Here is a 16,883-nt window from a genome sequence, read left to right on the forward strand (position 1 = left end):
TCAGCCGCCCTGTGCGGCCAGATGGTGCAGTGCGGCGCTGGAAGACGCCTCGACGCGAAGTGGTGCGGCGCCGGTGCCGCGCTCGCGCCCGGCCAGCCGCGCCAGTGCCGGCACGGTCGCCGCGGGGCTCGGCGCCGCGCGCATCTCCTCGCGCAGCCGCCGTGCGCCCTCGCGGTGGCGCGGGTCGGCGAGCAGTGCGCCCGCGGCGGCCGCGATGTCCTCGGGTGCGGCGCGCTGCGGCGCGAGCAGCCCCGCGCCGAGTGCCTCGACGCGCTCGCCGTGCTCAGCGGTCCACGGCGTCTGCGGCACGACGAGCTGCGGCAGGCCGGCCGCGATCGCGGCGAGGCCCGTGCCGCTGCCGCCGTGGTGGACGACGGCGTCGCAGGTGCCGAGGAACAGGTCGAGCGGCGCCGGGTCGACCAGCCGCACGGAGCGCGGCAGCGGGCCGAGCTCCTCGCGGTCGGCCCGGTCGACGGTGACGACCGTCTCCGTGTCCGGCAGCCGCCCGAGTCCCCGCAGCAACCTGGCGAGCACGTCGGCGCCTTCGAGCGCCACGGTCCGCAGCCCGAGGGTGACGCAGATCCTCCTGCGCGCGGCCTTGCGGCGCGCCCAGTCGGGCACCAGGCCGCTCCCGGTGCCCGGCACGAACCGCACGGGCCGCGCCGGGTCGGCGCCGGGCGCCTGCAGCGACGGCGGGCACGGGTCGAGCACCAGCGCGGGCGCGGGCAGGCCGCCGGTGAGGCCGTGGCTCAGACACGTCTCGCGCAGGGCGTCGCGCACGTGGCCGACGCGGCTGCTGAGCGAGTCGACGCCCCAGCGGTGGTGCACCACGGGCACGCCGAGCACGCCGCCCACGATCAGGGACGCGTACTCGAGCGGGTCCGCGAGTACCAGGTCGGGCCGCCACCGCTCAGCCACGCGCAGTGCCGGGCCGAGCACGTCGTCCATGCGGTCGCGGAGCCTGCGGGCGAGCGCCTCGTAGGGCGGCACCTGGCGGGTGTCGCCGCCCGCGTCCCGTCCACCCGCCGCCCGGTGGGCGCGGCGGGCCGCGATCTCGCGCTGCTCGGTGCCGATCACCGCCAGCGGGAGGCCCGCGGCGCGCGCGGTGGCCGCGAGGTCGGGCTGCGCGGCGAGCAGCACCCGGTGGCCGGCGCCGCGCAGCGCCCACACCTGCGGGAGGAGCGGCATGAGGTGGGTGGGCACGGGGCCGGTCATCACCATGACGCGCATGGCGGGTCCTTTCTTCTGTTCCGTGGCGGCACGCCGGTCACAGCGCCGGTGCCAACGCCGGTGACGGCGACGGCGACGGCGAGACGGCCGGTGGGAGGGCCTGCGCGTGGGCGGGTGCCGGTGACGGCGCCGGGGCGAACGCCGAGGCGAGCAGGTCGCGCAGCGACTCGTCGAGGTCGCGGCGCGGCCGCCAGTGCAGGAGTTCGCGTGCGCGCGATATGTCCACCTGCTGCCACTCGACGTCGCCGCGCAGCCCGTCGTCCGAGCGCTCCTCGACCACGGACGCCTCGACGCCGCTGAGCTCGATGAGCCGGTCGACGAGGCGGCGCACGTCGAGGGCGGTGCCACGGCCGATGTTGATCAGACGCTGCCCGTCGCCGGCGGGCCCGGCCGGCGGCAGCGGCGCGCGGGCGGCGGCGCCTACGGCGTCCGCCACGTCGCGCACGTCCACGAAGTCGCGGTGCGCGCGCAGCGGCGCGAGGCGCAGCACGGGTTCGGGCGCGCCGCTACGGCGGCACCGCCCGACCTCGGCCAGGTGGTGGGCGATCATGCCCAGGAGGCTGCCCTGCGGCGCGTTCGGCCCGTACACGTTGACGATCCTGAGGACGACGGCGTCCACGAGGCCCTGCCGCGCCGCCCGCAGGACGACCTCGGAGCCGAGCAGTTTCGAGCGTCCGTACGGGTTCACCGGGCGCGGCGTGCGGTCCTCGGTGATGCCGGCGCCGTGCGGCACCTGCCCGTACTCGTGCACGGAGCCGAGGTGGACGAGGCGCGGCGCGCGGTCCGTCGCCGCGACGGCGTCGACGAGGCGGCGCGTCAGCTCGACGTTGACATCGTGGAGCTGGTCGTCGGACACCCCCCAGACGGCGCCCGCCGCGTTCACGACGGCGTCGACGCCCTCCTCGTCGAGGAGCGCGGCGAGCCGGGCGGTGGCCGCCGCCTCGCCCAGGTCGGTCCGCATGGACGCGGCGGTCCCCGGGACGCTCGTCCCGCTCCTCGACAGGCCGATCACCCGGGCGCCCGTGGCGCCGAGTGCCCGGCAGACGTGGCGGCCGACGAAGCCGGTCGCCCCGAGGACGGCGAACGTGGGTGCTGCCTGTGCCGCCGGCCTGGCTGTGTGGGACGGGGCTTTCTCCGACACCTGTCCGCACCTCCTTGAGTTCGGTCCGTGTGACGACGGCGCAGAGCGTGGCGGCGTGCGCTAGAGAGCGGGTCGATCCGCGACCGCGCGGCCGGGGGCGCGGCGGGGCGCTACCGTCCCTCAAGCGGGGGTGCCTACAGTCCCGGGCCCATGGGGATCACAGAGATGGCCGTACCCGACGCGTACCGCATCACGCCGCGCCTTCTGGGCGACGCGCGCGGCAGCTTCCACGAGTCGTACGCCCACGACGCACTCGCCGAGGCGACCGGCCACGTCTTCCGGCCGTCCCAGGTCAACTACTCGGTTTCGAGGCGGGACACCCTGCGCGGGCTGCACGGCGTGTCGATCCCGCCCGGGCAGGCCAAGTACGTGACGTGCGTGCGTGGTTCGCTGCTCGACGTGGTCGTCGACCTGCGGCTCGGCTCGCCGACGTTCGGCACGTGGGACTCCACCGTGCTCGACGCGCACGAGGCGACCGCCGTGTACGTGGCGGAGGGCCTGGTGCACGGGTTCGTGGCGATGGCGGACGACACCTGCATCAGCTACCTGTGCTCGACGCAGTACGTGCCGGGCACGCAGTTCGAGATCCAGCCCTTCGACGCGGAACTCGCGCTGCCCTGGGAGCGTGCGGTCTCGCCCGGCGGGAAGGTGCTGATGTCGGAGAAGGACGAGCAGGCGCCCACGCTGGCGCAGGCCGCCGACCGGGGGCTGCTGGCGCGCTACGAGGACTGCCTGGCCCTGTACGGGCGGCTGCGCCGCGAGGACGCGGCGTGACGGCCGCGGATTGACAGCCCGGTCGCAGCGAGACGACTTGGGCAGCGCAGCGCACGGCGCAGAGGCCGCACCCGGTTCGGGTGCGGCCTCTGATGTGATCGGGGCGCGTGATCGGGCCGCCTCTTCGCGCGGTTCAGCGGCGCGCCGCCGGCGCGGTGAGGGTCGCCGCGACGTCCGCCGGCGACGGGTTGCGCTCGTTCTCCTCGCGCAGCGCGAGCGCCGCTGCCCGGTACGTCCCGGAGCCGAGCAGTTCGGCGGCGGCCGCCTCGATCGCGTCGGTGCCGGCGAACTGCCCGGGGATGTCGAGCCCCGCGCCGCTCGCGGTGACCCGGCGGGCGATCAGCGACTGGTCGAGGCCGTTGGGCACGGCGAGTTGCGGCACCCCTGCGGCCAGCGAGGTCGACACGACACCGGCGCCCGCGTGGTGCACGACGAGGTCGCAGCTCGGCAGCAGCAGATGCAGCGGGACGCGCTCCAGCACCCGCACGCCGTCGGGGACCTCGCCGAGGCGCGCGCGGTCCTCGCCCGTCACCGCGACGACGACCTCCACGTCGAGGCGGCCCAGCGCGTCGAGGATCCTCGGCACGGCGAACGTGACGGGCCCGTACATGCGCGTGACGGACGTGCCCCAGACGACGCACACGCGGCGGCGGGCCGGCCGCTCCAGCGTCCAGCCGGGCATCGATCCCGGCCCGTTGTACGGCACCACGCGCAGCGGCAGCCGTTCGGCGCCGAGCGGCGGGGCCAGGGGGCCAGGCGTCGGGTCGATGGCGTGCGTGACCTTCTCGAAGCCGGCCTGGCCCACGCCGTACCGGTCGAACGCCTTGCTCGTGTCGACGGGCACGAGGTCGAGCCCCGGCTCGTTCTCGTCCGTGCCGACGGCGCCCCACAGGTGCACGGCGGACGGCACGCCGAGTACGCGCGCGTTCAGCAGGCCCTCGATGGAGACGAGATCGTGCACGAGCAGTTCGGGACGCCAGGCGCGGCCGAACGCGACCGCCGCGTCGGTGCTGCGGGTCGCGGCCGCCACGATCCCCGGGTTGTGCTCCTCGAACCAGCCGCCGAGGTCGAACTCCGCGAGGTCGCCGAGCGGTTCGCCGGTCAACGGGTGCGGCGGCAGCTCGGCGAAGGGCCACAGGCCGTCGCGGGCGTTGAGGTAGTTCTGCAGCCTGGCCTGGAACGTCATGTCCCAGCCGTCCAGGATCGGCACGGGCGTCAGCCCGGCACGCGTGAGCGGTTCGGTCTGCGACGGCGCGCACACCACGCGCACGTCGTGCCCGGCCGCGCGCAGCGCCCAGCCGAGCGGCACCATCGGGAACCAGTGTCCCGGCCAGTCCGAGACGGAGAAGAGGACGCGCATCAGTTGCCTCCACGGGCAGTGGCGAGGGCGGGCGGCCGTGCGGCGAGCCGGCCGAGTGCGGTGGCGAGTCGGGCGGGCGAGGGGTTGTCCATGACCTGGCGGCGCAGGCGCAGCGCGGCCGCGCGTACGGCGGGCTCGCCGAGCAGCTCGGCGACGGCGGCGGTGACGGCGCCGCGCTCGGCGAGGTGGGCCTCGACGACGCGGCCCGCACCGGCCACGGTGACGCGGCGCGCGTTGACCGCCTGGTCGAGGCCGTGCGACACGGCGAGTTGCGGCACACCGGCGGCGAGCGAGGTCATGACGACGCCGGCGCCGCCGTGGTGCACGACCGCGTCGCACGACGGCAGCAGCAGGTGCAGCGGGGTGTGCCCGACGACGCGCGCGTTCGGCGGCACGGTGCCGAGGCGCTCGCGGTCCGCGCCGGTCACCGCGACGACGACCTCCGCGTCGAGGTCCGCGAGGCCGGCGAGTATCTCCGGCACGGCGAACGAGTCCTGGCCGTACATCCGGGTGACGGACGTGCCCCACACCACGCACACCCGCGGGCGTTCTGACGGCCCGGGCAGCTCGCGCGGTGCGGAGCCCGGGCCGTTGTAGGGCACGTACCGCACCGGCATGCGCTCGGCCGTCAGCAGCGGCGGAGCCACGTCGGCGGGCGACGGGTCGATGACGTGGGTGAAGGTGCGCGCCGTGAGCGGCGGCAGGCCGTGGCGGTCGAAGGCGCCGCTGAAGTCCAGCGGCAGCGAGATGAAGCCGGGCTCGCTGTCGTCGGGTCCGCAGGGCCCCCACAGGTGCACGGCGGACGGCACGCCGAGCACCCCGGCCACGAGCGGCCCCTCCAGGCTGAACCGTTCGTGCACCACCAGGTCGGGCCGCCAGGCGCGGCCGAACGCCACCGCGCGATCGGTGGATCCCGTGGCCGCCTCGACCAGCCGCGGGTGGTAGCCGGTGAACCACGCGTCCATGTCGAACTCGTCGAGGGAGGCGAGCGGTTCGCCGGTCACCGGGTGCGGGGGCAGGCCGGGCAGGCGCCACTGCCCGTCGCGCGCGTCGACGTAGTTCTGCAACCGGCCCTGAAGGGCCATGTCCCAGCCGCCGTCCAGGATCGGCACGGGCGTCAGCCCGGCACGCGTCAGCGGGTCGGTCTGCGACGGCGCGCACACCACGCGCACGTCGTGCCCGGCCGCGCGCAGCGCCCAGCCGAGCGGCACCATCGCGTGCCAGTGTCCCGGCCAGTCCGAGACGGCGAACAGGACGCGCAGAGAGCGCCGTTCGCGCCCGAGCCCGCCCTCGCGGTCCCTGTCCACCGCGTCCTCCGCGTCTGGGCTCCCCATGTCCCGTCCTCCTTCACGGCGTCGTGCACGTCCGGCCGGGAGGCCCGGGTCCGGCACGGGGATCCTCACGGACGGGGCTCGAGCGCCGGTGGAAGCGGCTTCGCGGCGACGGCTCCAGAGGCGCGCGAGCGCGCGGGCCGACGATCGCGGTGCACACGCCCGCGAGAGCCGGGCGCCGCGTCGAGAGGGAGAGGCTGATTCACATGCCGGAGACGAACGCACGACCGGGCGTCGCGGAACTGACAGGCTCGTGGCTGATCGATCCGGCCAGGACGCGGGTGTCCTTCACCCTGCGCAAGCTGGGCGTCATCACGGTCAAGGGCACGCTGCCCGTCCTGGACGGCCGGGTCGACTGCGCGCCCGGCGGCGTCCTCACCGGCCTGACGGCCCGGCTGGACGCCACGTGCTTCGAGAGCGGCAACCCGCAGCGGGACAAGGACGTGAAGGGCAAGCGGTTCCTGGACACCGCGAACCACCCGGAGCTGCGCTACACGGCCACGTCGGCGGCGCGGGAGGCCGACGGCTGGCGGGTGAGCGGCGGACTCACGGTCCGCGGCAGGACCGCCCCGCAGGACCTGCTCGTGGCGGACGGCCCCCTGGACGGCACGGCCCCGGTCCTGCGGGCGAGCGCGGTGGTCGACCGCACGGCCATGGGCGTGACCGCCATGCGCGGCGTGGCGGGCCGGCTCCTGCGGATCGACATCGAGGCCGTACTCACCGCTGCGCCGTGAGGCGCGCGTCCCGCTGTACGCGGCGCCCCCGCGTGCGGCCCCGGCCACGCACCGGGGCCGCGCGCCGCCCGGCTGATGGCGTGGCTGATCACGATGGCCCCACGCTCACAGGGCCGATGACGGGCCGAGTCACGGTCGGGTGCTCGCCAATGCGTCAGAGTGGCGGTATGACGAACATGGACGAAGGCGTAACACGTGCGCGTGCGGTGCGCCGCCGGCTGGTGCGGGAGGGTCCGCCCTGGACGCGGGAGCACGAGGGGGACTTCGAGACCGTCACGGTGCCGGAGCGCCACTGCGACCGGCTGCGTGACCTGATCGTCCGCGAGCAGGCGGAGAGGGTCGTCGAGATCGGTCTCGCGTACGCGAGTTCCGCACTCGCCATCGGTGAGGCGCTGGCAGCAGTGAACCGCCCCTTCCCCCGGCACGTCGTCATCGATCCGCTTCAGGAACGCGAGTACGCGAACACCGGCTGGCAGCTGATGTGTTCAGCGGGGTTGGACTCGATCGCCACCCTCATGGCCGCGCCGTCGTCCATCGCGCTCCCGCAACTCCTCGCCGAGGGCTTCGTCGCCGACGCGGCCTTCGTGGACGGCAGCCACCGGTTTCACGAGGTCTTCGTCGACCTCTACTACTTGCGCAAGATCGTCCGGCCCGGGGGCCTGGTCGTCGTCGACGACGACTGGTGGCCGTCCGTACACGCGGCCGTCAACTACTACGAGCTGAACCTGGGATGGACGGCTGTCCCCGACGCCTTCCCCGCCGAGTCTGCCGGGGCCGGGCCTCGGGGCGGGAAGGCGGCTCGTTGCAAGGCCTTCCGCCTGCCCGACCCGTCGTTCGAGCCTTCCTTCGAGGACTTCCGCGCGTTCTGACACGTCCGCCGCGGCCCCTCAAGGCGCTAAGGCGCTCCCCGCGGGCGCCCGACTCGGGTGTTCTGGAACGAGGCGAAACGCCAACGGCCCTCGTCGCACACGGCGGTGAGGGTGATGACGGACCGCTCTGCCGTGCCGCCCGGGGCGCCGCCGGCGGTCACGATGACGGCCACGTCGGGACGCAGGAAGCGGATCCTGGGCGGCGTCCCGCCCGACGTCAGACGGGAGCCCTTGAGCGGGCCCTCGAACAGGGCCCGGTGGCCCGCCTCGATCGCCGGGCGGCCCGCCATGTTCTGGCCGAACCAGGTGATGTAGTCGGCGTCCTCGACGAAGAGCTCCGCGTACGCGGTGGCGTCTCCGGCGTTCCACGCGGTGGTCAGCGCGCCGAGCAGTTCGTCCACTGATGATGCTTGCGTCACGGCTCTCTCCCGGTTCGTTCGTCGTCGCCGTTCACCAGGGCCGGCCAGTCGAGGTCGCCCGAACGCAGGTCGGAGAGGACCGCGCGGAGCCACCCCAGTTCGGCCGCGTGCAGGGCCCGCGCGTACTCGGTTTCCAGCAGCAGCGCCCGCGGCAGGTCAAGGCCGGCCAGGGCCGACTCGGCGGCTGCGACCTTTCCCTCCAGGTCCGCGGCGCGCGTCTGGAGGCAGCGCTCGGCGTCGGGCACTTCGAGCACCCCGATCAGCGACAGCGCGGCATACATCACCGTGGTGTCGCGGTCGGGCCGCTCCAGCATGCGCCGCAGCCGGTGCGTCAGCTCCTGGTGCCCCTCCGCGGTGATGCCGTACACCGTGCGCTCGGGTGAGCGGCCTTCCCGGCTGCTCCCCAAGGGCTCGATCAGGCCGTCCCGTGCCAGCCGGCCGACCGCGTGGTACAGGCTGCGCGGCAGCCCCGACACGTAGTCCTTGTGCGTGTCGATGAGGAATCTGTGCAGCTCATAGGGGTGACGCGAGCGCTGCGCGAGCAGCGCGAGCACCGTCGTCCCCGTCACGTCCCACCGGGCCATCCGCCCACCCTTCCCTTATGGCGACCTACACTATAGCAAGTTGCCATAGGTAGGTGTCAGGGTGGCGGCCACGGCGGACGGGGGCGGCATCGACGCGACCTCGTCGCGCAGCTTGCCCGCCGCGCGCCGCAGCTCGTCGTCCTCCAAAAGTCGTGCCACCGCCGTGGCGAAGCGCCGCGGGTCGTCCTGTTCCTCGCCGCCGAGCACGAGGGCCGCGCCCCGCGCCTCCATGGACCTGGCCAGCTCCGCGAGTACCGGGGCCTGGGGCAGGACCAGTTGGGGCAGGCCCGCCGCGAACGCGGCGAACGCCGTGCCCGAGCCGCCGTGGTGGACCACCGCGTGGCAGGCGGGGAAGAGCAGGTGGAACGGGAGCGACCGCACGACGCGCGTCCCCTCGGGCACGGGCCCGAGGTTCTCCGCCTGCGCGGGCGTGAGCGCGAGTACCGCCTCGGCGCCCAGCGAGGTGACCGCCTCCAGCGTGTCGTGGAAGAGGCCCGCGCCGGCCTGGCCGCCGTACTTGCTGCCCGCCGCGCCGCCCGTGACGACGACGCGCGGCCTGCCGGGGTCGTCGAGCAGCCAGCCGGGCACCGTGCCGGAGCCGTTGTACGAGACATGGCGCAGCTCGGTCCTGTCGCCGTCGAACGGCAGCCGCAGGCTCGGCGGGCAGGGGTCGAGCCAGCCGCGCGGCTCCACCGCGGGCTCGGCGCCGAACCGCTCGAACAGCCGCAGGTAGCCGGGGAGCGGCTCGGTGGACGGGTGGCGCCGCTCGATCCTGGTGACGGCCGGGCTGCCCGCGACGAACCCGTACGCGGGGACGCCGAGCGCCGCCGCCGCGACCGGGCCCGCCAGGCACAGCGAGTCGTACACGACGAGGTCGGGCGCCCAGCGGCGGCCGAACGCGACGAGGTCGCCGAGCATGGCGTCCGCGACCAGTAGCTGCTTGTCCGCGAGGGCGCGCATGACGTCGAGCTCGGCGTCGCCCAGGAGCGCGGGGCGCGCGGACCAGCCGGTGGCCCACTCGCCGGGGCTGCGCCAGGGCGCCAGCCGCTCGCGCCCCGCCATCTGCGCGACGGCGACGTCGGGGCCCGCCGCCACGGCGGACAGGCCGGTTGCGGCGACGGCCGCGACGCCCGAGGCGGGCGCGGCCACCCGCACCTCGTGCCCCGCCGCGCGGAAGGCCCAGGCGAGCGGGACCATCGGGAAGAGGTGCGAGGGGGCGGCCCAGGTGGCGAAGAGGACTCGCACGGCACGTCACCGCCCGTCCGGCGCGCCGACGAGCTCCGGCCGCCGTGCCGAGGCCTCGGACGCCGCGGGCTCGGCAGACGTCCCGGACGCAACGGGCTCGGCGGGCTCGGCGGCCCGCGTGCGGCCGGCGCGCGCGGCGCCCGCCCGCAGGGCGCCCAGGAGTGCGGCGGTGAAGCGCGGGGCGAGGCCGGCGTCCACCACGTCCGTGCGCACCGTCACGGTGATCTCCGCGCCGCCGTCCGGCAGCGGCTCGACCTCCACGACGAGGCGGAAGGCGTTCTCCCGCGGGTCCATCACCTCGCGCATGCGGCTCACGCGGCAGCCGGACAGCTCGGGCACGGGCGCGGGGTTGTCCTGGAGTATGAACATCGGCAGCGTCAGCAGCGCCCCGACGTCCTGCACCTGTGCGGCGGCGAGCGCGACGTCGCGGAAGGCGATCTCCTGGTGGGCGAGCGCCTCGCGCACGACGGCCTCGGCGTGTGCGAGCGGCAGCGCGGGCCCCTCGCCGTCCGGCGTGGCGCGCAGGCAGACGACGTCGGCCCGGTTCGTCACCGCGCTGTCCATGAGGCGGCCGCCGCGGCTCGCGGTCGGCACGCAGATCCCGACGTCCGCGAGGCCGGTCAGGGTGCGCAGCGCCTCGACGGCCGCCGCGTACCAGCGCACGAAGCGGCCGGCGCCCGCCGCCGGGGCGTCGGCTCCGCCCGCCTCGTCCGCGCCGACGCGGGTGCGGTGCACGGCGACGGGCCCCGTGGGCGCCGCGCCCGCGCGCTCGCCCGGCAGCACGACGTCCGGCAGGCCGCGCAGGGCCCCGACCCAGAAGTCCCGCTGCTCGGCCAGGTCGATCCTGGCCAGGTAGGCGGCGTGCTCGTCGTTGGCCTCGGCCAGGGTGGCGGCGGGGTGCGGGAAGCGCGGCGCGGTGGAGCGCAGCCGCTGCGCGTACGCGAACGACAGGTCGCCTGCGACCAGCGCCTGCGACCAGCCGTCGAAGGCGATGTGGTGGATCGCCATGCCGACGAGCGCGCCGCCGCCGGACGCGTCCGGCAGGACGACGGTCCGCCAGATGCGGCCCTCGCCCACGGACAGCGGCTCGTTCAGCGCCGCTTTCAGCAGCGCGGGCGCCTGCTCGCGTGGTGCGGTGGGCAGCACGGTGAACTCCGGCTCGCCCGGCTGCTCGGGCAGGACGGCGACGCCCGCGCCGCGCATCTCGTAGCGTGCGTACAGCGCCTGGTGGCGGCGGTGCACGTCGCATGCGGCGGCGCGCAGGGCGCCGAGGTCCAGGGGGCCTTCGACCCGCCAGGCGAGCGGCGCGACCTCGTCGCGGCTGAGGAACAGGTCCTGCATGGTGGTGAGCGGGACGGCCCCGCCCGCCAGGTCGCCACGGGAAGCGGCGGCGTCAGTGGCGGCAGCGGCGTCGACGGCGGTGTCGAGCCAGGCGGCGAACGACCTCACGTCGGGCGTCCGGTGGAGCTGCGCGGACTGCACCGCGCCCCCGGAGGCGCTCAGCCGGGCGCACAGCCTGGCCGCGTCGAGCGAGTTGCCGCCGAGGTCGAAGAAGGACGCGGTGAGCGGCACCGACACGCGGTCGAGCACGGACGCGAACGCGCGGGCCACGCGCCGCTCCGTCGCGTTGGCGGACTCCTGGGCGGCGTCGCCCCGCACGGGTTCGCCGCCGGCGGGCGTGCGCTGCGCGAGCACCGCCAAGTGCTTGCGGTCGAGCTTGCCCTGCGGGGTCAGGGGCAGCCGGTCGAGCCGGCACAGGCGCCCGGGCACGAAGTGGGACGGGAGCCGTGCGGCCAGCAGGTCGCGCAGCTCGGACGGTTCGAGCGTGCCGGTGTAGAAGAGGGCGAGCGCGGTGCACGAGCCGTCCGCCGCGGTCACCGGGACCACGGCGCGGTCCCTGACCCCCTCGACGGCGCTGACGCCCTGCTCGATCTGCTCGGTCTCGATGCGCATGCCGCGGATCTTCACCTGGCGGTCGTTGCGGCCGGCGAAGTGCAGCACGCCCGCCGCGTCGAGGTGGCCGACGTCGCCCGAACGGTAGACGCGGTGGACGCGGCCGCCGATCTCGACGTCCGTGAACTTCTCCGCGGTCATGGCGGGATCCAGGTAGCCGCGTGCGAGGCTGTCGCCGCCGAAGCAGAGCTCGCCGCGCTCGCCCGGCGCGCAGGGCCGGTCCCCGTCGAGCACGTGGATCCCGGTGCCGGTGACGGGCAGGCCGAGCGGCAGCCCCTCGTCCGCGAGGCAGTCGGCGCGTGTGATGGCGTGCCGGGAGACGATGACGGTCGCCTCGACCGGGCCGTAGACGTTGGAGACGCTCGCGGCCGGGTGGCGGTCCATGAAGCGCAGGATGTGGTCCTTCGACAGCTTCTCGCCGCCGACCATCACGTGCCCGATCCCGTCGAACGCCGCCACGGCCTCGTCCACGAGCATGTTGAACAGCGACGTCGTCAGGAAGGCGTGGGTGACGCCCTCGGACGCGGCGAGGCGCGCGAGGGGCCCGGGCAGCAGCGGCGACTCGGCGAACACGACCTTGCCGCCGCACAGCAGCGACCCCCAGCAGTCGAACGTGAACCCGTCCCACGGGGACGCGGCGACCTGGAGCATGGCCGTGCCGGGTCCGAAGTCGGAGAAGACGCAGTCGTCGAAGAGGCGGACGGTGCCGCAGTGGCGCGAGAGCACCGCCTTCGGCGCGCCCGTCGTGCCCGACGTGAAGAAGACGCTGCACACGTCGTCCCCGTCCACCTCGACGGGCGTGGAGCGGCGGCGTGTGCCACGGTCAGCACCTCGCGGGTCGCCGGGCGCGGCCAGTACCGGGACCCGCCAGGGCCCCGGCAGGTCCGTCACCGCCAGCGGCGCCGACAGCCGCTCCATCAGCCCCGCCGTGTGGTCCGCCGGCCACTCGGGCGCGAGGGAAGCGTAGGCGGCGCCGCGCTTGAGCACGCCGAGCATGGCCACGACCAGCTCGGGCCCGCGCCCCATCACCAGGGGCACCCGGTCGCCGCGGCCGACGCCCGCCGCCTCCAGCGTGCGGGCGAACGCGTCGGAGGCGGCGTCAAGTTCCGCGTAGGTGATGCGGCGCTCGCCGTCGGCCATCGCCACCGCGCCGGGCGTACGGGCGGCGCACCAGGCGAACAAGCCGTGCATGGTGTCACCGCGCCGGTAGCGGCCGCGCCTGGCGCCGGGCGCCGGTGCGGTCGGCACCGTCGGTGGTGCGGTCGGCACTGCGGGTTGCGAGCTGCTTCTTCCCACGGGTCTGCTCCCTCCTTGGCGGCTTGCGGCGCCGGCTGCGGTCAGCCGTCGTCTCTGTTCTTCCAGCGGAAGGTGAGCAGGCACAGCACCAGGCCGCCCACCACCCACGCACCGAGCACCAGGGCCGTACGCCCCGTCTCCCACTGGCCGGTGACCTCGTTGGCCGCGTAGGCGTGCGGCAGGAAGACCGAACGCATGCCCTGGGCCAGCCACTTGAGCGGCAGCAGTGCGGCGACCTGCTGCAGGTAGTGCGGCAGCTCCTGGAACGGGATGAACACGCCGGAGATGAACTGCACGACCATGAAGGGAAGTACCACCATCGGGCCGCCGCCGTTGTCGCCCTTGATGAGGGTGGAGAAGGCGAGGCCGAGCAGGCTGCAGCCGGCGATGCCGAGTGCGTACAGCCACAGGAAGTTCATCCACGGCCCGGCGCCGGTCGGCAGGTGCAGGTGGAAGAAGGCGGAGCCGACGATCAGGAGGACGGCGGCCTGGCCGAGGCTGGTGACGAGGACCACCGCGATCTTGCCCACGAAATAGGCCGTGGGCGGCATCGGCGTGCCGCGCAGCCGCTTCAGCGCGCCGTTCTGCCGCTCCAGGGACACCTGGAGGGCGAGGCTCTGGAAACTGGTGGCGGCGACGCCCATCGCCAGCATGCCGGTGGCGTACAGCTGGCCGGCGGTGACGGACGTGCCGTCGATGTCGCCGCTGAAGATGGTCGAGAACAGGATGTACATGATCAGCGGGAGGCTGAAGCTCAGCAGCATCTGGCCCTTGGACCGGTAGAACTGCTTGATCTCCAGGGCGGCGCGCGCCCTGATCATGCGCAGCAGCGAGGGCCGCCGGGCCTCGCGGCGCGCGGGCGCGGCCGCGGCGGGGCGGGTGGAGGTCTGGACGGTCGTCATCACGACTCCCCGATCATCTGGAGGTAGACGTCTTCGAGCGACGGGCGCGTCACGGTCAGCTCGGGCACGTCGCCCCCGAAGTGCCGCGCCAGCTCGCCCACGGTGCGCGTGGGGTTGGAACTCACCTGCTCCTGGGGGCCGTCGGGGCCGACCCAGCGGACGGTGGACGGGGCGAGGTGGCGCCCGCCGAGGTGGTCGGGCGTGGAGACGTCCACGACGGTGCCGCCGTCGACGACTCCGACGCGGTCCGCCAGGTACTCGACCTCGTCGAGGTAGTGCGTGGTCAGCAGGATCGTCGTGCCGGAGCTGCGCAGCTCCGCGATCAGCTCCCAGAACCGCCTGCGCACCTCGGGGTCGAACCCGGTGGTGGGTTCGTCGAGGAAGAGCAGCTCGGGGTTGCCGAGGATGCCGAGCGCGACGTCGAGCCTCCTGCGCTGCCCGCCGGAGAGCTGGGCGGCGCGGCTCGCGCGCTTCTCGGTGAGCCCGACGGCCTCGATGACCTCGTCGGGGTCGCGCGGGTTCGCGTAGTAGACGGCGAAGTGGTGCACGACGTCGGCGACGGAGATGTCGGCGAAGTCCTTGGCCTGCTGCAGGACGATCCCGATCCGGCCGCGCCAGGCGGCGCCCGCGCGTGCCGGGTCCTCGCCCAGCACGGACAGTTCGCCGGCGTCCCGGGTCCTGAAGCCCTCCATGATCTCGGTGGTGGTGGTCTTCCCCGCCCCGTTGGGGCCGAGCAGCGAGAAGATCTCACCGTGCTGTACGTCGAGGTCGACGGACCTCAGCGCGACGGCGTCGCCGTAGCGCTTGGCCAGCCCTCGGGCGCGGATCACCGCGTTCGACATGACTACTCAGTCCTCCCGGTCCGGATGAGTCTTCGACGCTAGGGACGCCTGCTTGAGGCGTGGTCGAACCGGGTGCGGGGCGCCGGACGGGCGGCCGTGGTCCGACGCGTCGCGAGGGATCCTCCAGCGGCGCGCCGGACGCTCGGACGGCGCGGGCCCGCGCGCCGGCGCGGCCGGGGACGGTCCCCGGCGCGAGGAAGCCGAACCGAACGCGACTACCCGGAGGACCGCCCATGCGAGTACTGATCATCACGACGCCGGTGTCCACGCACTTCGCCCCGCTGGTCCCCCTCGCCTGGGCGCTGCGCGGCGCCGGGCACGAGGTGCTGGTGGCGGGCCAGCCGGACGTCGTCGACGCCGCCCGCGCGTCGGGCCTGTCGGGCCACGTGGTGGGTGAGGCCTTCCACGCGGGGGAGTTGATGGCCCTCGGGCTGCCCGACGGGCTGCGGCCCATCCAGGCCGCGGGCCGTCCCGGGCCGCCTGCCTTCGCGGGGGCCGTACGCCCGTGGACCGCGCACACCCGCTACACCGTCGGCGGCTACCTGGAGTTCGCCCGCCACTGGCGGCCCGACCTGGTGCTCGCCGACCGTCTCGAGTACGGCGCGCTGATCGTCGGGGGCGCGCTCGGGGTCCCGGTCGTGCAGCACCGCTGGGGCGTCGACCCGGTCGGCGAGGTCGCCTGGGCCGCCGGTGCGCGCTCGCTGCGCGGAGTCTGCGAGCGTGCGGGGCTCGCCGGCGGGCTGCCGCGGCCCGACCTCGTGCTCGACCCCTGCCCGCCGGGTTTCCAGGACCCGTCGCTGACGCCGGGACAGCCGATACGCTTCGTGCCGAACAACGGCTCCGGCACGCTGCCCGACTGGGCGCTGGAGCCGTGCGAGGGGCGGCGGGTGTGCGTGTCGCTGGGCCGGCTGACGCTCGCGATGAACGGCATGGGGCTGCTGCGCTCCATCGTCGGCGCCTTCGAGGGCCTTGACGGTGTGGAGGGCGTGGTCACCGTGGACGACGCGTACGCGGACGCGGTGGGCGAGGTGCCCGGCAATGTGCGCGTCGTGCCGCCCGTACCGCTCGACCTGGTGCTCGACGGGTGCGCGGCGGTCGTGCACCACGGCGGCTCCGGCACGCAGTTGACGGCCACGGCCTTCGGGCTGCCGCAGGTGGTGCTGCCCGGGCACCTGGACACGTTCGTCGTGGGCGACCGGGTCGCCGCCTGCGGCGCGGGCGTCACGGTCGACGACGCGGCGGCGCAGGACGACAGCGCGGCCGTCCGCGAGGCGATACGCGCCGTCCTCGACGACCCGCGGTACGAGCTGGGGGCGCGGCGGCTGAGGGCGGCGATGGAGACCCAGCCCACGCCGGCCGACACCGTCGGACGGCTCGAAGCGCTGGCCCGCGACCGCACGCTGCGGCGGGCCGCCGCGTAGCACCGCGCCCGCGCTGCCGTACCCCGCGCCCCGTGCCCGATCGCCGGGCACGGGGCCGCGGCGTGTTACGGATCGGTGTGTCGCGCCGTGGTGGCGGGCGCGCGGAAAGGCGGCCCGTCCGGTCCGCGTCAGGGTGCGGGCCGGGCGGGCCGCCGGGTGCGGCGCCGTCACACCGCGGCGGGCGCGGAGACCGAGACGGGCTCATAGCGCACGGTCGTCGCCCGCGCGCCCCGGGGCGTCCACACGGCCGCGTCGCCGCCCCAGGTGAGGGCGGTGTAGCCGCCCGCCCGCACCAGCGAGCGGCCCGCGACGGCGCCCGCGGCGACGGCCTCGCGCTCGAACGCGGCGGCGTCCGCGCCCTCGTCGAGCGTGTACTCGCTCAGCCCGAGCACGGCGTCGTCGGAGCCGGCCGGCGGCAGCAGCGATCCGTCGCCCGTCAGCGGCACGAGCCGGTCGAGGCGCGTGTCCGCGAGCCTGCCGACGCCGCTCATGGCGCGCGACGCGAACGCGTAGGAGCGGACGACGGAGAGGTACGACATGGAGTCGCGCCACCAGGCCACGCTCACATAGGTGGTGGGGGAGTCGGTGGCCCGGGCGAGCACCCCGTACTGGAAGCCGTCGCCGGCGAGCATCAACTCGCCCTGCTCGCGCAGGATCTTCTCGAACTCCGCCGCGTCGCCCTTGAGCTGGAAGGCGGCGACCACCGCGATGGGCGCCGTGCCGTCGTTCTGTGTTGCCGTCATGCCGGTACCTCCGTGATGTGTGTCAAGTGGTGCTGTGGC

At 75.1% G+C, this 16,883-nt stretch carries 15 protein-coding genes; 4 read left to right on the forward strand and 11 right to left on the reverse strand.

The annotated features are described in order from the left end of the window. Both IH48_RS0118130 and IH48_RS0118135 read right to left on the reverse strand, forming a co-directional pair. Window positions 1-1,230, reverse strand: a complete 1,230-nt coding sequence (locus tag IH48_RS0118130; protein ID WP_051840055.1) for a nucleotide disphospho-sugar-binding domain-containing protein — start codon at window positions 1,228-1,230, stop codon at window positions 1-3. Between the two features lie 37 nt (window positions 1,231-1,267). Continuing rightward, on the reverse strand, window positions 1,268-2,371 hold the full coding sequence (locus IH48_RS0118135; protein WP_078849833.1) for an NAD-dependent epimerase/dehydratase family protein: 1,104 nt from the start codon (window positions 2,369-2,371) through the stop codon (window positions 1,268-1,270). 150 nt (window positions 2,372-2,521) lie between these two features. Between IH48_RS0118135 and IH48_RS0118140 the strand changes: the two genes are divergently transcribed. Next, a complete protein-coding gene (locus IH48_RS0118140) occupies window positions 2,522-3,145 on the forward strand; it encodes a dTDP-4-dehydrorhamnose 3,5-epimerase family protein (RefSeq protein ID WP_030905123.1) in 624 nt (207 codons plus the stop codon). 133 nt (window positions 3,146-3,278) lie between these two features. On the opposite strand, the gene IH48_RS0118145 is transcribed toward IH48_RS0118140, so the two are convergent. Both IH48_RS0118145 and IH48_RS0118150 read right to left on the reverse strand, forming a co-directional pair. Beyond that, window positions 3,279-4,505, reverse strand: coding sequence for a nucleotide disphospho-sugar-binding domain-containing protein (locus tag IH48_RS0118145; protein WP_030905126.1), 1,227 nt, complete (start codon window positions 4,503-4,505; stop codon window positions 3,279-3,281). After that, complete coding sequence (locus IH48_RS0118150; protein WP_234434309.1) at window positions 4,505-5,839, reverse strand: nucleotide disphospho-sugar-binding domain-containing protein; 1,335 nt, start codon at window positions 5,837-5,839, stop codon at window positions 4,505-4,507. Before IH48_RS0118150 ends, IH48_RS0118145 begins: the two co-directional genes overlap by 1 nt. Window positions 5,840-6,042: 203 nt before the next feature. Between IH48_RS0118150 and IH48_RS33460 the strand changes: the two genes are divergently transcribed. After that, window positions 6,043-6,570 (forward strand): YceI family protein, encoded by a 528-nt coding sequence (locus IH48_RS33460; protein WP_037842486.1) that lies wholly within the window; start codon window positions 6,043-6,045, stop codon window positions 6,568-6,570. Between the two features lie 167 nt (window positions 6,571-6,737). After that, a complete protein-coding gene (locus IH48_RS0118160) occupies window positions 6,738-7,439 on the forward strand; it encodes a class I SAM-dependent methyltransferase (RefSeq protein WP_107059322.1) in 702 nt (233 codons plus the stop codon). A gap of 26 nt (window positions 7,440-7,465) precedes the next feature. Here the strand turns inward: IH48_RS0118160 and IH48_RS0118165 are convergent, their stop codons facing one another. The 6 genes from IH48_RS0118165 to IH48_RS0118195 are packed head-to-tail and all read right to left on the reverse strand — an operon-like array spanning window position 7,466 to window position 14,680. Then, window positions 7,466-7,858: an SgcJ/EcaC family oxidoreductase gene (locus tag IH48_RS0118165; RefSeq protein ID WP_030905139.1), complete on the reverse strand. Its 393-nt coding sequence runs from the start codon at window positions 7,856-7,858 to the stop codon at window positions 7,466-7,468. Continuing rightward, window positions 7,855-8,442 carry a PadR family transcriptional regulator gene (locus tag IH48_RS0118170; RefSeq protein WP_051840065.1) on the reverse strand — a complete coding sequence of 196 codons (588 nt, stop codon included), beginning with the start codon at window positions 8,440-8,442 and terminating at the stop codon, window positions 7,855-7,857. The genes IH48_RS0118165 and IH48_RS0118170 overlap by 4 nt, the downstream gene beginning before the upstream one ends. 30 nt (window positions 8,443-8,472) lie before the next feature. After that, window positions 8,473-9,687, reverse strand: a complete 1,215-nt coding sequence (locus IH48_RS0118175; protein WP_051840067.1) for a nucleotide disphospho-sugar-binding domain-containing protein — start codon at window positions 9,685-9,687, stop codon at window positions 8,473-8,475. 6 nt (window positions 9,688-9,693) lie between these two features. Next, window positions 9,694-12,936, reverse strand: a complete 3,243-nt coding sequence (locus IH48_RS0118180; protein WP_158710322.1) for an AMP-binding protein — start codon at window positions 12,934-12,936, stop codon at window positions 9,694-9,696. A 41-nt stretch (window positions 12,937-12,977) separates the two neighbouring features. Beyond that, window positions 12,978-13,838 (reverse strand): ABC transporter permease, encoded by an 861-nt coding sequence (locus IH48_RS0118190; RefSeq protein WP_030905148.1) that lies wholly within the window; start codon window positions 13,836-13,838, stop codon window positions 12,978-12,980. Further along, window positions 13,838-14,680 carry an ABC transporter ATP-binding protein gene (locus IH48_RS0118195; protein ID WP_030905151.1) on the reverse strand — a complete coding sequence of 281 codons (843 nt, stop codon included), beginning with the start codon at window positions 14,678-14,680 and terminating at the stop codon, window positions 13,838-13,840. Before IH48_RS0118195 ends, IH48_RS0118190 begins: the two co-directional genes overlap by 1 nt. A 233-nt stretch (window positions 14,681-14,913) precedes the next feature. Here IH48_RS0118195 and IH48_RS0118200 point away from each other — a divergent pair, with 233 nt between their 5' ends. Further along, complete coding sequence (locus IH48_RS0118200; RefSeq protein ID WP_030905154.1) at window positions 14,914-16,101, forward strand: nucleotide disphospho-sugar-binding domain-containing protein; 1,188 nt, start codon at window positions 14,914-14,916, stop codon at window positions 16,099-16,101. Between the two features lie 167 nt (window positions 16,102-16,268). Here IH48_RS0118200 and IH48_RS0118205 read toward each other — a convergent pair whose 3' ends face one another. After that, the gene (locus IH48_RS0118205) at window positions 16,269-16,844 is read right to left on the reverse strand and encodes an antibiotic biosynthesis monooxygenase family protein (RefSeq protein ID WP_030905156.1); all 576 of its coding nucleotides are present in this window, start codon (window positions 16,842-16,844) and stop codon (window positions 16,269-16,271) included. Window positions 16,845-16,883 lie beyond the last annotated feature (39 nt).

The sequence above is a fragment of the Streptomyces sp. NRRL F-5126 genome (assembly GCF_000721265.1).
Lineage (GTDB): Bacteria > Actinomycetota > Actinomycetes > Streptomycetales > Streptomycetaceae > Streptomyces.

What these genes read in the sequence shown, in the direction of transcription:
- IH48_RS0118130 (WP_051840055.1), bottom strand. Translation starts at nt 1,230, where the DNA reads ATGCGCGTCATGGTGATGACCGGCCCCGTGCCCACCCACCTCATGCCG.
- IH48_RS0118140 (WP_030905123.1), top strand. Translation starts at nt 2,522, where the DNA reads ATGGGGATCACAGAGATGGCCGTACCCGACGCGTACCGCATCACGCCG.
- IH48_RS0118145 (WP_030905126.1), bottom strand. Translation starts at nt 4,505, where the DNA reads ATGCGCGTCCTCTTCTCCGTCTCGGACTGGCCGGGACACTGGTTCCCG.
- IH48_RS0118150 (WP_234434309.1), bottom strand. Translation starts at nt 5,839, where the DNA reads ATGGGGAGCCCAGACGCGGAGGACGCGGTGGACAGGGACCGCGAGGGC.
- IH48_RS33460 (WP_037842486.1), top strand. Translation starts at nt 6,043, where the DNA reads ATGCCGGAGACGAACGCACGACCGGGCGTCGCGGAACTGACAGGCTCG.
- IH48_RS0118160 (WP_107059322.1), top strand. Translation starts at nt 6,738, where the DNA reads ATGACGAACATGGACGAAGGCGTAACACGTGCGCGTGCGGTGCGCCGC.
- IH48_RS0118170 (WP_051840065.1), bottom strand. Translation starts at nt 8,442, where the DNA reads ATGGCCCGGTGGGACGTGACGGGGACGACGGTGCTCGCGCTGCTCGCG.
- IH48_RS0118190 (WP_030905148.1), bottom strand. Translation starts at nt 13,838, where the DNA reads ATGACGACCGTCCAGACCTCCACCCGCCCCGCCGCGGCCGCGCCCGCG.
- IH48_RS0118195 (WP_030905151.1), bottom strand. Translation starts at nt 14,680, where the DNA reads ATGTCGAACGCGGTGATCCGCGCCCGAGGGCTGGCCAAGCGCTACGGC.
- IH48_RS0118200 (WP_030905154.1), top strand. Translation starts at nt 14,914, where the DNA reads ATGCGAGTACTGATCATCACGACGCCGGTGTCCACGCACTTCGCCCCG.
- IH48_RS0118205 (WP_030905156.1), bottom strand. Translation starts at nt 16,844, where the DNA reads ATGACGGCAACACAGAACGACGGCACGGCGCCCATCGCGGTGGTCGCC.